Origin of the sequence: Frigoribacterium sp. SL97 (assembly GCF_026625765.1) — a bacterium.
GTDB lineage: Bacteria > Actinomycetota > Actinomycetes > Actinomycetales > Microbacteriaceae > Frigoribacterium.
The window spans coordinates 1,900,192-1,914,436 of sequence record NZ_CP113062.1 but is presented as its reverse complement, the minus strand read 5'-3'; the positions used below and the strand labels follow the sequence as shown (position 1 = coordinate 1,914,436).

At 71.7% G+C, this 14,245-nt stretch carries 13 protein-coding genes and 1 pseudogene; 9 read left to right on the top strand and 5 right to left on the bottom strand.

Going from position 1 to position 14,245, the window contains the following annotated elements:
- Positions 1–14: 14 nt before the first annotated feature.
- The 3 genes from glgA to OVA02_RS09130 all read left to right on the top strand — a co-directional run bounded on the left by glgA (position 15) and on the right by OVA02_RS09130 (position 2,362).
- Complete coding sequence (glgA, locus tag OVA02_RS09140) at positions 15–1,199, top strand: glycogen synthase (protein ID WP_267658035.1); 1,185 nt, start codon at positions 15–17, stop codon at positions 1,197–1,199.
- 10 nt (positions 1,200–1,209) lie between these two features.
- Positions 1,210–1,995 (top strand): ABC transporter ATP-binding protein, encoded by a 786-nt coding sequence (locus OVA02_RS09135; protein ID WP_056045184.1) that lies wholly within the window; start codon positions 1,210–1,212, stop codon positions 1,993–1,995.
- 118 nt (positions 1,996–2,113) lie between these two features.
- Entirely contained in the window at positions 2,114–2,362 is a 249-nt protein-coding gene (locus OVA02_RS09130; RefSeq protein ID WP_043594989.1) for a type B 50S ribosomal protein L31, read from the top strand.
- A 181-nt stretch (positions 2,363–2,543) separates the two neighbouring features.
- Here the strand turns inward: OVA02_RS09130 and OVA02_RS09125 are convergent, their stop codons facing one another.
- Both OVA02_RS09125 and treS read right to left on the bottom strand, forming a co-directional pair.
- On the bottom strand, positions 2,544–3,266 hold the full coding sequence (locus tag OVA02_RS09125; protein WP_052505248.1) for a 3'-5' exonuclease: 723 nt from the start codon (positions 3,264–3,266) through the stop codon (positions 2,544–2,546).
- Between the two features lie 54 nt (positions 3,267–3,320).
- On the bottom strand, positions 3,321–5,060 hold the full coding sequence (gene treS / locus OVA02_RS09120; RefSeq protein WP_267658032.1) for a maltose alpha-D-glucosyltransferase: 1,740 nt from the start codon (positions 5,058–5,060) through the stop codon (positions 3,321–3,323).
- A 70-nt stretch (positions 5,061–5,130) separates the two neighbouring features.
- Here treS and OVA02_RS09115 point away from each other — a divergent pair, with 70 nt between their 5' ends.
- Both OVA02_RS09115 and OVA02_RS09110 read left to right on the top strand, forming a co-directional pair.
- Positions 5,131–6,036, top strand: a complete 906-nt coding sequence (locus tag OVA02_RS09115; protein ID WP_267658031.1) for an alpha/beta fold hydrolase — start codon at positions 5,131–5,133, stop codon at positions 6,034–6,036.
- Positions 6,033–7,121, top strand: coding sequence for a glycosyltransferase family 4 protein (locus OVA02_RS09110; RefSeq protein ID WP_200412179.1), 1,089 nt, complete (start codon positions 6,033–6,035; stop codon positions 7,119–7,121). The genes OVA02_RS09115 and OVA02_RS09110 overlap by 4 nt, the downstream gene beginning before the upstream one ends.
- Positions 7,122–7,169: 48 nt before the next feature.
- Here OVA02_RS09110 and OVA02_RS09105 read toward each other — a convergent pair whose 3' ends face one another.
- Together OVA02_RS09105 and OVA02_RS09100 are read right to left on the bottom strand one after the other, a co-directional pair.
- Complete coding sequence (locus OVA02_RS09105) at positions 7,170–7,817, bottom strand: histidine phosphatase family protein (RefSeq protein ID WP_267658028.1); 648 nt, start codon at positions 7,815–7,817, stop codon at positions 7,170–7,172.
- 28 nt (positions 7,818–7,845) lie between these two features.
- A complete protein-coding gene (locus OVA02_RS09100) occupies positions 7,846–8,688 on the bottom strand; it encodes an NAD-dependent protein deacetylase (RefSeq protein ID WP_056045171.1) in 843 nt (280 codons plus the stop codon).
- Between the two features lie 103 nt (positions 8,689–8,791).
- On the opposite strand from OVA02_RS09100, the gene OVA02_RS09095 reads away from it, so the two are divergent.
- Both OVA02_RS09095 and OVA02_RS09090 read left to right on the top strand, forming a co-directional pair.
- Positions 8,792–9,619, top strand: a complete 828-nt coding sequence (locus OVA02_RS09095) for a TrmH family RNA methyltransferase (protein ID WP_267658027.1) — start codon at positions 8,792–8,794, stop codon at positions 9,617–9,619.
- An 8-nt stretch (positions 9,620–9,627) separates the two neighbouring features.
- A complete protein-coding gene (locus OVA02_RS09090; RefSeq protein ID WP_267658026.1) occupies positions 9,628–10,860 on the top strand; it encodes a D-alanyl-D-alanine carboxypeptidase family protein in 1,233 nt (410 codons plus the stop codon).
- Between the two features lie 8 nt (positions 10,861–10,868).
- Here the strand turns inward: OVA02_RS09090 and OVA02_RS09085 are convergent, their stop codons facing one another.
- Positions 10,869–11,657: an SGNH/GDSL hydrolase family protein gene (locus OVA02_RS09085; protein WP_056045163.1), complete on the bottom strand. Its 789-nt coding sequence runs from the start codon at positions 11,655–11,657 to the stop codon at positions 10,869–10,871.
- On the opposite strand from OVA02_RS09085, the pseudogene OVA02_RS09080 reads away from it, so the two are divergent.
- A pseudogene (locus tag OVA02_RS09080) lies at positions 11,656–12,882 on the top strand (acyl-CoA dehydrogenase family protein). The gene OVA02_RS09085 and the pseudogene OVA02_RS09080 sit on opposite strands and share 2 nt — an antisense overlap.
- A gap of 78 nt (positions 12,883–12,960) precedes the next feature.
- Complete coding sequence (gene dinB / locus OVA02_RS09075; RefSeq protein ID WP_192123662.1) at positions 12,961–14,244, top strand: DNA polymerase IV; 1,284 nt, start codon at positions 12,961–12,963, stop codon at positions 14,242–14,244.
- The last annotated feature ends 1 nt before the right edge of the window (position 14,245 follow it).

The following is a 14,245-nucleotide window of genomic DNA, read 5'->3' as shown; positions in this document are numbered from 1 at the left end:
CTACGGTGAACCACGTGCGAGTCGATGTCATCACCAAGGAATACCCGCCCAACGTCTACGGGGGAGCGGGCGTCCACGTCGTCGAACTCGTCAAGGCCCTGCGTCAGGGCGTCGAGGTGCAGGTCCGTGCCTTCGGCGAGGTCGACCCCGAACCCGACACGACCGGGTACCCCGACCTGCCCCAGCTCGACCAGGCCAACGCCACGCTGCGCACCCTCGGCGTGGACGTCAGCATGGCCCAGGACGTGGCCGGAGCCGACGTCGTCCACAGCCACACCTGGTACGCGAACGCGGCCGGCCAGTTGGCCCAGATGCTGCACGGGGTCCCGCACGTCCTGACGGCCCACAGCCTCGAACCGCTCCGACCCTGGAAGGCCGAACAGCTCGGAGGCGGTTACCGCGTCTCGAGCTGGATCGAGCGTCAGGCCTACGAGACCGCCGACCGCGTCATCGCGGTCAGCGACGGGATGCGCCGCGACATCCTGCGCTCCTACCCGTCGATCGACGAGTCGAAGGTCCAGGTCGTGTACAACGGGATCGACCTCGAGGGCTGGAAGCGCGTCGACGACGCCGAGCTGGTCCGCAGCCTGGGCGTCGATCCCGACCGCCCCTCCGTCGTCTTCGTCGGTCGCATCACCCGCCAGAAGGGCCTGCCGTACCTGCTGCGCGCGGCCAAGCTGCTGCCGGCCGACGTGCAGCTCGTGCTCTGCGCCGGCGCGCCGGACACCCCCGAGATCATGGCCGAGGTCACGGGTCTCGTCCGAGAGTTGCAAGAGGAGCGCACCGGTGTCGTGTGGATCGACACCGTGCTGCCCCGTCACCAGCTCAGTGCGGTGCTGAGCGCCGCCACCACCTTCGTCTGCCCCTCGGTGTACGAACCCCTCGGCATCGTCAACCTCGAGGCGATGGCCTGTGGCGTCCCCGTCGTCGGGTCCGACACGGGCGGCATCCCCGAGGTCGTCGCGGACGGTCTGACGGGCCGGATCGTGCCCCTCGACCAGGTGCAGGACGGCACCGGCACCCCGGTCGACCCCGACCGCTTCGTGGCCGACCTGGCGGCCACCCTCACCGAGGTCGTCTCCGACCCGGCACTCGCCCGCCTCATGGGACGAGCCGGCCGCATGAGGGCCGAAGAAGAGTTCTCGTGGGCGCGGATCGCCGAGCAGACGCTGGGGATCTACGAGGGCCTGCTCAACTAGGCTGAGGACCATGCCTACCGTCCTGCAGCTCACCGATGTCTCGATCGTCCGAGGCGGCACAGCCGTCGTCGACAAACTGACCTGGACGGTCGACTCCGACGAGCGCTGGGTCGTGCTCGGCCCGAACGGTGCCGGCAAGACGAGCCTGCTGCAGGTCGCCGCCGCGCAGAGCCACCCGTCCTCGGGCGAGGCCAGCATCCTCGGCTCCGACCTCGGCTCCGTCGACCTGTTCGACCTGCGGCCACGCATCGGCTTCGCCTCGACGGCCATCGCCCGGCGCATCCCGGCGAAGGAGAAGGTCGTCGACGTCGTCCTGACGGCCGCCTACTCGGTCACCGGGCGCTGGAACGAAGAGTACGAGGGCGTCGACGTCCGTCGGGCGCACCGCGTTCTCGACGAGTGGAAGCTCGACCACCTCTCGGACCGTACCTTCGGCGAGCTGAGCGACGGCGAGCAGAAGCGCGTCCAGATCGCCCGCTCGGTCATGACCGACCCCGAGTTGCTGCTGCTCGACGAGCCGGCCGCGAGCCTCGACCTCGGCGCCCGCGAAGAGCTGCTTCAGATGCTCTCGGGCTACGCCTCGTCCGAGGGCGCTCCGGCCATCGTCATGGTGACCCACCACGTCGAGGAGATCCCCAAGGGATTCACGCACGCCCTGCTGCTCGACCACGGCTCCGTCGTGGCCGCCGGCCCCCTCGACGAGGTCATCACGGCCGAGACCCTCGGCGCCACGTTCGGCGTCGAACTGCGGGTCGAGTCCGACGGGGGCCGGTACTCGGCCCGCGCCGCGGGCTGAACCGCGCCTCCTACGATCCGGGCCGTCGGTCTGGTATCGTTGACAGCTGGCCCGCAGCGATGCTGCACGCGCCTCCTGAACTCACCATCATCACTCGTTCGCTAGACCTAGGACAATCATGAAGACCGACATCCACCCCGAGTACAAGCAGATCGTCTTCCGGGACCTCGCGTCGGGCGCCACGTTCCTCACGCGCTCCACGACGACCAGCGACAAGACCATCGAGCTCGACGGTGAGACCTACCCGGTCATCGACGTCGAGATCTCGTCCGAGTCGCACCCGTTCTACACGGGCAAGCAGCGCATCCTCGACTCGGCCGGTCGCGTCGAGAAGTTCAACTCGCGCTACAAGAACTTCGGCAAGTAGGCCACAGCCCACACGCCCGAAAGAGGCGGTCCACCTGGTGGGCCGCCTCTTTCGTGCGCCCGGGTGAGGGTGCCCGACCGAGAGGGTGGACGCCGACAGGACACCGCACCGCAGGAGGCCCGGGCGAGCCCAGGAGGCGGAGGCGCGGGTGAGCCCAGGAGGCGCGGTGGGGCGTTCGTGCTCAGGCGAACGGCAGTGGGCGGTGCGGCCAGTCACCGTGGGCGGTGAAGGTGGGGTCTTTCGCACGGCGCATGTACTGCTGGAAGCTCTCGGCCTGGGTCGAGCACCACCCGACCTGGAGGTCGTGCAACTCGGTCACGGGCACGTCGAGGCGATCGGGATACCGCTTGGCCATCGCCTGGGCGACACGGCCGGCGGCGATCGCGTCGGCCCCGGCGTCGTGGGCGTCGTCGAGCGAGACGCCGTAGACGGCCGCGGCGGCCTCGAGGGTGCGTTTGCCCTTGCGGTAGGTGTCGACGGCCTTGTCGATGACGAGCGGATCGACGACGCAGCCGATCTCGCCCACCTCGCCGAGAGGTTCGACACCGTGGCGGCGGGCCTCACGGTCGAGCAGCGTGAGGTCGTAGGGCGCGTTGTAGACGACCAACGGCACGCCGCGGGCGAAGACGGCACGGATGGCCGCGACGATCTCGGCCACGACCTCGGCGGCCGGTCGCCCCTCGGCTCGGGCTCGCTCGGTCGAGATGCCGTGGACGGCGCTGGCCTGCTCGGGGATCTCGACGCCCGGATCGGCCAACCACTCGCCGTGTGCGACCGTCGCACCGGTGGCGTCGATCAGGCCGACGTGCGCGGTGACGATCCGGGCCGTCTCGACGTCGATGCCCGTCGTCTCGAGGTCGAAGACGCCAAGGGCCTGCCACCAGGCGGCCGGCGGCTCGCCCACGGCCGCGAGGTCGGGGGCGGTGCCGGTCGTGTCGGTGTCAGTCACTCTGTGAGCTTAGGAGGCGCCACCGACGGCGGGTGCCGCCGCCACGGGCACGTCGCCGACGTGCAGCCAGAAGAACGCCTGCGTGCCGAGGGTCAGGGTGACCTTGCCCTCGTCGTCGAACGAGGGGAACTGCGCTCCGCCGAAGAGGTCGACCAACGTGCGCCCGGCGAACTGCGGGGCCACGATGTCGACCGAGGTCGGGTTGTGACCGAACGAGAAGACGCAGAGGATGTCCTCGGCCGAGTCGCCGAACTGCGTGCCGGCCCCCTCGTAGGACCGGACGAACGACAGGACGGACTCCTGGTTCGTCTCGAGCACCTCGAGGGTGCCGAGGCCGAAGGTCGGGTGGGCCTTGCGCACGTGGATGACGTTGCGGACCCAGTGCAGCAGCGACCGCGACTGCGCCAGCTGGCTCTCGACGTTGACCAGGTTGTAGTTGTAGACGAGCGACTGGACGACGGGCAGGAAGAGCTTGCCCGGGTCGGCGGTCGAGAAGCCGGCGTTGCGGTCGGGCGTCCACTGCATCGGCGTGCGGGACGAGTCGCGGTCCGGCAGCCAGATGTTGTCGCCCATGCCGATCTCGTCGCCGTAGTACAGGAACGGACTGCCGGGCAGCGAGAAGAGCAGTGCGTGGACGAGTTCGAGTTCGGCGCGCGAGTTGTCGAGCAGAGGAGCGAGGCGACGACGGATGCCGATGTTCGAGCGCATGCGGGGGTCGTACGCGTACCAGCCGTACATCGCCTGCCGGTACTCCTCGCTGACCATCTCGAGGGTGAGCTCGTCGTGGTTGCGGAGGAAGACGGCCCAGGCCGCGCCCGGGGGCACCTCGGTCGTCTCGGAGAGGATGCGCTTGAGCTCGTCGGCGCTCTGGGCGCGCAGCGAGTAGAAGATGCGGGGCATGACCGGGAAGTCGAAGGCCATGTGGCACTCCGGCTCGTCCTCGGTGCCGAAGAACGCCGCCGTCTCGGCGGGCCACTGGTTCGCCTCGGCGATGAGCACGCGACCCGGGAACTCCTCGTCGACCATGGCGCGCAGACGCTTGATGAACTCGTGCGTGGCCGCTTCGCCCTCGCCGTTGCCCTCTTCGGTCTCGAACAGGTACGGGATCGCGTCGAGGCGGAGCCCGTCGACGCCCATCGCCAGCCAGTGACGGACGACGTCGAAGACCGCTTCCTGGACGGCGGGGTTCTCGAAGTTGAGGTCGGGCTGGTGCGAGAAGAAGCGGTGGAAGAAGAACTGACGACGCACCGGGTCGAACGTCCAGTTCGACTCTTCGGTGTCGACGAAGATGACGCGGATGTTCGAGTACTCGTCGTCGGTGTCGCGCCAGACGTAGAAGTCGCCGTAGGGGCCCTCGGGGTCTTCGCGGCTCTGCTGGAACCACTCGTGCTGGTCGCTGGTGTGGTTCAGCACCATGTCGATGACGATGCGCATGTTGCGCTCGTGCGACTTCGTGACCAGGTCGCGGAACTCGTCGAGTGTGCCGAACTCGGGCAGGATCGCCTTGTAGTCCTGGATGTCGTACCCGCCGTCGCGCAGGGGCGACTGGAAGAACGGCGGCAGCCAGAGGGCGTCGACGCCGAGCCACTGCAGGTAGTCGAGGCGGGTGAGCAGACCCTGGAGGTCGCCCGCCCCGTCCCCGTTGCTGTCGACGAACGACCGCACCATCACCTCGTAGAACACCGCACGGCGGTGCCAGTTGGGGTCGAGGGTCAGTCCGGGCTGCTGGATCGGGGCAGTGAAGCTCACCCGCCCACCCTACGGGCGCGCGCCCCGGGACGCGCACTCCGACCAGCGCGTCGCTCGTAGACTCGGGCTCGTGATCGTCCGACCCCCGCGCGTGAAGTCGCCCTACCGTGCCCGCCTCGACGCCCGACCGGTGCGCGACGACGCCGTCGAGGTCGCCGGCAGCCTCACCCGCTACTGGACGTACGAGCCGCCCGAGGGGCAGGAGGCGCGGGTCACCGTCGTCGCGGTGCACGGCTTCCGGGGCGACCACCACGGTCTCGAACCGGTCGTGGCGCACCTCGACCACGTGAGGGTGGTCATGCCCGACCTGCCGGGCTTCGGCGAGTCGACCCCGCTCGACGGCGAGCACAGCGTCGCGGCGTACGCGCGCTGGCTGACCGCGTTCGTGGCGACCCTCTCGCTCGGTGACGACGTCGTGGTGCTGGGGCACTCGTTCGGCTCGATCGTCACGGCGGCCGCGGTGGCCGACGGGCTCCGCGCCTCCCGGTTGATCCTGGTCAACCCGATCGCCGCCCCTGCCCTGCAGGGCCCGCGCGGCGTGGTCACGCGTCTGGCCGTCTTCTACTACTGGGCCGGCGCGGCCCTGCCCGAACGTGCCGGTCAGCAGGTGCTGCAGAACGCGGCCGTGACGAGGTTCACCAGCCTCGCCATGGTCAAGACCCACGACCGGGCCCTGCGCCGGTGGATCCACGACCAGCACGACAGCTTCTTCTCGCGGTTCTCGGACCGTCGCGTGGTGCTCGACGCGTTCCGCGCATCGGTCTCGAGCGACGTGAGCACGTACGCCGCCCGCGTCACCGTCCCCACCCTCCTCGTCGCCGCCGACCGCGACGACATCACCGCCCTGCCCGCCCAGCACCGACTGCAGGCGCTCTTCCCCGACGCCACGCTCGACGTGATCGAGGGCGTGGGCCACCTGATCCACTACGAGAAGCCGCGCCAGGCCGCCGCCGCGATCGAGGCCTTCGTCCGATGAAGATCGTCGTCGACTGCCGCTACGTCCGCGTCGGACGCCACGACGGCATCAGCCGCTTCAGCGCCGGCGTGGTGTCGGCGCTGGCCGAGCGCCACGAGGTGACGATGCTGGTCAGCGACCCCCGCCAGCTCCACGCGTTGCCCGACGCACCACACCTGCTCGTCAGCGCGCCCACGAGCGTCCTCGAGCCGCTCGTGGCCCGGCAGGTGAACGCGCTGCGCCCCGACGTCGTCTGGTCGCCCATGCAGACCATGGGTTCCGCCGGACGCCGGTACCCGCTCGTCCTGACCCTGCACGACCTGATCTACTACACGAACCGCACGCCGCCACCCGAGTTCGCCTGGCCGATCAAGCTGCTCTGGCGGCTGTACCACCTGGCCTGGTGGCCGCAGCGGGTGCTCCTGAACCGGGCCGACGCCGTCGTCACCGTGAGCCGCACGACGCGGGACGAGATGCGTCGCCACCGCCTGACCCGGCGTCCCGTGACGGTGGTGTACAACGCGGCCGACCCGGTCGACCCCGTCGAGCCCCGCACCGCGCCGGCGAGCCGCGACCTCGTCTACATGGGGTCGTTCATGCCGTACAAGAACGTGGCCGCGCTGGCCAGGGCACTGCCGTTGCTCGACGGGTACCGACTGCACCTGATGAGCCGGGTGTCCGGGGCCGAGCGCGCCTCCTTGACGGCCCTGGCACCCGCCGGGTCGTTGGTCTTCCACGACGGGGCGAGCGACGACGAGTACCGCGAGACCCTGCTGGGGGCGACGGCCGTCGTGACGGCCTCGCGTGCCGAGGGCTTCGGCATCCCGCTCGTCGAGGGCATGGCACTCGGCACGCCGGCCGTGGTCAGCGACATCCCGATCTTCCGCGAGATCGGCGGAGACGCGGCGCTCTACTTCGACCCGTCGTCGCCCGCGTCGATCGCCGCCGCCGTCCGACGACTCGAGGGCGAGTGGGAGGCGCGCTCGGCCGCGTCGGTCGAGCAGGCCGCCCGGTTCAGCTGGCGTGACTCGGCCGACGTGCTGCTGCGCCTACTGGCCGACGTCGCCGCAGCGGGCGGCCACCGGCGTCGACGCCCGGGACGCTGACCCACCGGCGCCCGGGACGCTGACCCGTCGGCGGCCGGGGCCGGCGGCTCAGGCCGGTTCGGCCGCGTCGCGCTCGAGGGGGTTCTGGTACTCGAACGAGTAGGTGCCGGCGCGTTCGGACTCGACCTCGATCGGGTCGTCGAACTCCCGCAGCGTCAGGGCGTCGCCCGTGAACTCGAACGAGTGGACGGACCCGTTGCGGATGGGCACGCCCAGGTGCGCGTCGGTGTCGGGGGAGACGTGGTTCACGACCGCCCTGATGACCGCGCCGTGCGTCGCGACGACCACGGACGAGCCGGCGCCGTGCCGCGCCGCGATCGCGGCGAGGGCGGGCAGCACCCGTGCGACGAGGGCCCCGCGGCTCTCACGACCGGGCACCGGGGTGCCGTGGGGGAACCGTGCCTCGACCTGCTCGCCGGTCAGCCCCTCGGCGTCGCCGTAGCGACGCTCGGCGACCTCGGCGACGAGCTCGGGCGCGGCCAGGCCCAGGCGCTCGGCGATGAGGGACCCGGTCTCGGCGGCCCGCGAGAGAGGGCTGGTGACGACGGCGTCGAACCGACGCCGGGCGAGCAGGTCGCCGGTCTCTCGGGCCTGCGACCGACCGAGGTCGTTCAGGGGGATGTCGGTGGAGCCCTGGATGCGTCGGGCGCGGTTCCAGTCGGTCTCGCCGTGGCGGACCAGGTACAAGAGCGTCATCGTTCCTCCGGTGGGCACGGCCCGGGGGTCAGGCGCCCAGGTGCTCGGCCAGGGCCGCCAGGGTCTCCGACGTGCCGGCGTCCAGCTTAACCGTGGCCCGCGAGTCGCCCTTGGTGACGCCGCGGTTCAGGACGACCACGGGTAGCTTGCGGCGCGTCGCCTGGTCGAGCAGGCGGATGCCGCTGTTGACGACGAGCGACGAGCCGGCGACGAGCAGCGCCTCGGCACCGACGACCATCGAGCGCGCCTCGGCGAACCGCTCGGTGGGCACGAACTCGCCGAAGAACACGACGTCGGGTTTGAGCAGGCCGCCGCACACCGTGCAGGTCGGCACGACGAACGCGTCGATGTCGTGCACCTCGACGTCGCCGTCCGGGGCGAGCCGCACCTGGTCGGGCTCGTCGATCCAGGGGTTCTCGGCGGCGAGGCGGGCCGCCACCATGTCGCGGGCGAACGCCTGCCCGCAGGTGAGGCAGACGACACGGTCGACGGTGCCGTGCAGGTCGACGACCCGGCGCGACCCGGCGCGGACGTGCAGGTTGTCGACGTTCTGGGTGATGACGCCGTTCGTGACGCCGGCGGCCTCGAGCCGGGCCAGCGCCCGGTGCCCCTCGTTGGGCCCGGCGGCACGGAAGGACTTCCAGCCGAGGTGGCTGCCGGCCCAGTAGCGCTTGCGGTAGCTCTCGCTCGAGAGGAACTGCTGGAAGGTCATGGGGTTGCGGGGCGGAGCGCCCTCGCCCCGGTAGTCGGGGATGCCCGAGTCGGTGCTGACCCCCGCCCCGGTGAGCACGGCCACGCGGCGCCCGCGGAGGGCCTCGACCGCGGCCTCGAGGGCCTGCTCGTCGGTGGGGGCCGCGGGGGCGTTCGACACGGGTGGGGCTCCTTCGGGTGCGGTGACGCTAGCCTAAACGCGTCCCCCTCCGATTCGATTCCAGCGGTCGCCCGTCCGCCGGGGCCGTCCCCCGTGGAGCACCGTGCACGTCACCCGCATCACCGACCTCGACCACGAGGCACTCGCCGACTACAACCGGCTCACCGACGTCGCCCTGCGGCGCGTGACCGAGCCGGAGGGCGGCCTCTACATCGCAGAGTCGACCAAGGTCATCGAGCGGGCGCTGCGGGCGGGCCACGTGCCCCGGTCGGTGCTGATGACCGACCGGTGGTTGCCCGACATCGAACCCCTCGTGGCCGACCACGAGGGCGAGATCTTCGTCGGCGACGCGGCCCTGCTCGAGACGCTGACCGGCTACCACCTGCACCGGGGGGCCCTCGCCGCCATGCACCGTCCCGAGCTGCCCACGGTCGAGTCGGTGCTCGACGGCGCGCGGCGCGTCGTCGTGCTCGAGGACATCGTCGACCACACGAACGTGGGCGCGATCTTCCGAGCCGTCGCCAGCTTGGGGGCGGACGCCGTCCTGATCACCCCGCGCTGCGCCGACCCGCTCTACCGGCGCAGCGTCCGCGTCAGCATGGGCACCGTGCTGCAGGTCCCGTGGACGCGCCTCCCCGAGTGGCCGGCCGGTGCCGGGCTGCTCCGCGAGGCGGGGTTCGAGGTGGCCGCCCTGGCGCTGAGCGACGACGCGGTCACCCTCGACGCCTACGCGGCCGCGCCTCCGGACCGCGTCGCCCTGCTGCTCGGCACCGAGGGCGACGGGCTCAGCCGGGCCGCCCTGCGGGCCGCCGACACGGTGGTGACCATCCCGATGCTGCACGGCGTCGACAGCCTCAACGTGGCCGCCGCCTCGGCCGTGGCCCTCTGGGCCCTGCGTCTGCCGGCGGACGGGTCGGCGGCGGTCGCGTGACCGGTCGCGTGACCGGAGTCGACGGGCGTCGTCGACCCGGCGTGGTCCGGAGGCGCGTGGGCGTGGTCGCGCTGCTCGCCCTGGTAATCGCGGTCGGCGGCTACGTCCCCCTGGCACTGCTCAGCCCGCTGGCGCCCGCCGCGGCGGACGTCGCCTCGTACGCCGCACCGGCCGAGGAGGCTCCCGACCTGACCTTCCCCGCCTACGGCGCGACGGCGGTCGAGGCGATCGGCTGGGACGACAGCCTGACGACGAGCGGCGACGAACGACCCCGTCCGATCGCGAGCATCAGCAAGGTGGTCACGGCCCTCGTCGTCCTCGACGAGAAACCCCTCGACGGCGGTGACGGCCCGTCCCTCACCTTCGGCCCGGCCGAGGCGGCCCTGGTCGACGCGTACCGCGCACGGAACGGCAAGGTGGCACCGATGGCCGCCGGGCAGGTCCTCACCGAGCGGCAGGTGCTCGAGGTCATGCTGATCGAGTCCGCCAACAACTACGCCGAGGTGCTGGCCCGGTGGGCGTTCGGCAGCGACCAGGCCTTCGTCGACGCGGCGCGGTCCTGGCTCGACGGCCACGGCCTCTCGTCGACCACGCTCGTCGAGCCCACCGGGTTGTCGCCGCAGAACACGAGCACCTCGACCGACCTGATCGCGCTAGGCCGACTCGCCCTGGCCGACCCCGACGTCGCCCGCACGGTCGGCACGGCGACGACGTCCGTGCCCGGCATCGGCGAGATCAGCAACAGCAACGAACTGCTCGGGCTGGACGGCGTCGTCGGCATCAAGACAGGGACGCTCGACGAGGCCGGCGCCTGCCTGCTGTTCGCGGCCGACTACACGATCGGCGGGCGACGGGTCACGGTCGTGGGCGCCATGCTCGGCGGCGTCGACCACGACCAGCTGGACCGCGACGTGCAGGCCCCGCTCGCGAGCGTCGCGGAGGGCTTCCGGACCATCACGCTGACCAGCCGCGGCGACGCCTTCGCCGACTACGAACTGCCCTGGGGCGACGAGGCCCGAGCGGTGGCCGCGGAGGACGCCACCGTCCTCGTCTGGGGCGACGAGACCGTGCAGGCGTCGGTCGAGACCGACGACGTGGGCGCGGCCCCGGTCGGGACGCGCGTGGGCGACGTCACCTTCACCGTCGACGGAGAACGGCACGTCGTGCCCCTCGAACTCGACGCGGGCATCGGCGAGCCGGGCGCCTGGTGGCGCTTGACGCATCCCGACGAGGTGTTCTGACCCGAGCGTCAGTCGTCGGTGCGGTGGACCACGGTGACGGCGTCCGGTCGCTTGGCCCGGACCAGGTCGCCCGACGACTGGTGCCGGATGCGCCGTACCACCCAGGGCACGAGGTACTCGCGGGCCCAGCCCATGTCGTCGGCCCGTGCGTTGCGCCAGGGGCGACGCTCGAGCGGCTCGGGCTCGTAGGGCGCGAGGTCGTTCTCGACCGCGAGGGCCTGCAGGACCATCCGCGCGATCGTGTGGTGGCCGAGGGGACTGAAGTGCAACCGGTCGGGCGCCCACATCCGTGGGTCGACGAGCTGACGCAACGCCCACATGTCCGCGACCACCGCGTCGTGTCGCAGCGCGATGGCGTGGACGTGCTCGTTGTAGATCGCGACCTTTCCGCGGAGACGACCGAGGACCGGGGTGAGGCCGATGTCGGGCCCGGTGAAGACCACGACCGTGGCACCGTCGGACCGCAGTCGTGCGACCAGTCCTTCGAAGCCCGCGGCGACCTCGTCGGGGTCGGTGCCGGGACGGATGATGTCGTTGCCCCCGGCCGAGACCGAGATGAGGTCGGGCCGCAGGGCGAGCGCGGCCTCGGACTGCTCGTCGATGATCTGCTTCAGCAGGCGGCCCCGGACGGCGAGGTTGGCGTAGGCGAAGTCCTCGGTCGAGGAGCCCAGCACCTCGGCGACGCGGTCGGCCCAGCCCCGGTGCCCCCCGGGGGAGCGCTCCTCGGGGTCGCCGATCCCCTCGGTGAACGAGTCGCCGAGGGCGACGTAACGGGACCACGGGTGTTGCTGACTCATGCCACCAAACTACTCTCGACGCGTGCCCGCACCGAAGCCCGCCCCTCCGTCCGACCCGACCCGCGCCTCCTGGTCGCCCGGCGAGCTGCTGCCCGACGAGCTGCTCGAGCGCTTCCGGGGGCGGGCCGCCGACCACGACCGCGAGAACACGTTCCCCCACGACGACCTCGCCGAGCTGCGCGAGCGCGGCTACCTGAGGGCGTTCGTCCCGGAGCACCGAGGAGGCGCGGGTCTCGGACTCGAGCAGGTCGCGTCCCTGCAGTCACGCCTCGCGGCGGCGGCCCCGGCCACGGCGCTGGCGGTCAACATGCACCTGGTCTGGACCGGGTGCGCGGCCGTGCTGCACGCCCGGGGCGACGACTCGCTCGACCTTGTCCTCGAGGACGCCGCGCACGACGAGGTCTTCGCCTTCGGGGTGAGCGAGCCCGGCAACGACCTCGTCCTGTCCGACTCGGTGACCTCGGCCGAACCCACGGGCGACGGCGGCTACCGGTTCACCGGCACCAAGGTCTCCACGTCGCTCTCGCCGGTCTGGACGCGCCTCGGCGTCTTCGGCCGGGACGACTCCGACCCGGAGGCGCCGGCCCTCGTCCACGGGTTCGTCCACCGCGAGCAGCCGGGCCACGCCTCGCTCGAGGACTGGGACACCATCGGCATGCGCGCGACGCAGAGCCACACGACCCGGCTGACCGGGGTCGAGGTGCCCGCCTCACGCATCGTCCGTCGACTGCCCGTCGGCCCGAGCGCCGACCCGTTCGTCTTCGCGGTCTTCGCCGTCTTCGAGACGACCGTGGCCGCCGTGTACCGGGGCATCGCCCGCCGGGCCCTCGAGCTCGCCGTCGAGTCGGCACTCGGGACGACCTCGCGGCGTGCCGGGGAGAGCGGCGAGGGCGCTCGACCCCGTCGTCCGCTGGCGCGTCGCCGACGCCGGACTGGCGGTCGACGGACTCGAGCCGCAGGTCGACCGGGTGGCCCGCGACGTCGACGAACTCGTCGACCACGGGGCCGACTGGCCGCGGCTCGTCGTCGGGCTCAAGACGCGCGCCACCGGGACGGCCCGCGCGGTGGTCGAGCAGGCGGTCACGGTGGCCGGGGGTCCTCGTACCGGGCGTCGTCCGAGCTCGGGCGCCTGCAACGCGACGTCCTCGCCGGACGCTTCCACCCGTCGAACACCGACTCGGCGCACGCGACGATCGCGGCGGCGCTCCTCGGGCCGGGTTCCTGACGGGTCGACGCACGCGGCCGCACCGGGGGCCGCGCCCCGGGCGACGACGATGTCGGTGGCGCGTGTGAGGATGCTCCGGTGAGCAAACAAGACGGCAGCGGGCGGATCGTCACGACGGTGCCGACCGACGACGCGACCGCGCCGATCTTCCACGTCGACATGGACGCCTTCTTCGCGTCCGTCGAGTTGCTCGACCACCCCGAGCTCCGGGGCCGACCCGTGGTCATCGGGCACCGCTCCGACCGGTCGGTCGTCACGGCCGCCACCTACGAGGCCCGCAAGTACGGCGTCAACTCGGCGATGCCCATGGCGATCGCGTTACGTCGCTGCCCGCAGGCCGTCGTGCTCGAACCGCACTTCGAGAAGTACCAGCACTGGTCCTCACGAGTCATGTCGATGTTCGACGACGTCACGCCCCTGGTCGAGCGCCTCGGCATCGACGAGGCGTTCCTCGACGTCAGCGGGTCGATCCGCCTGATGGGTTCGCCGTTCGAGATCGCCACGGCACTGCGTCGTCGGGTCCACGCCGAGACCGGGCTGCACTGCAGCATCGGGGCCGCGTCGACCAAGTTCGTCGCCAAGCTCGCGTCGAGCGTCGCCAAGCCCGACGGGCTCCTGCTCGTACCGCACCGCCACACCCTGGCCTTCTTGCACCCGCGGCCGATCAGCGCGCTCTGGGGCGTGGGCGGCAAGACCGAACAGGTGCTGCTCGACCGCGGCCTGCGAACGGTCGGCGACGTCGCCGCGGCCCCTCTCGACATGCTCGTCCACGCGGTCGGGCCGGCAGCGGGCGCAAAGCTGCACGACCTGGCGTGGGGTCGCGATCCCCGCAGCGTCCACACCGAGACGGCCGAGAAGAGCGTCGGCAACGAGAACACGTTCGGCACCGACGTCGTCGACCCCGTCGTCGTCCGACGTGAACTCCTCCGCCTGAGCGACAAGGTCGGCACCCGTCTGCGGGCCGCAGGCGTGAGCGGTCGCACGGTCGTGCTCAAGTTGCGGACGACCGACTTCGTGACGATCACGCGGTCCCGGACGCTCGCCGACCCGACCGACCTCGGGCGACGCATCTACGACGAGGTCGTGTCCCTTTACGAGGCAACGGGCAAGCAGCACGAACGCATCCGGCTCGTCGGCGTGCGCGTCGAGCAGCTCAGCGAGGGGACGGGCGGTGACTCGCTCGGCCTGTGGGACGACGACGCCGACTGGCGCGAGGCGGAGTCGACCATGGACGCCCTCCGGGCCAAGTTCGGCTCGGCCATGCTGACGCCGGCCTCGCTGCTCGGCACCTCGCGGCGTCGACCCGGCACCTCCGGTCGAGATGCGGGTGCCGCGTCCGTCGACGACGCCGGTCGAGGGTAAA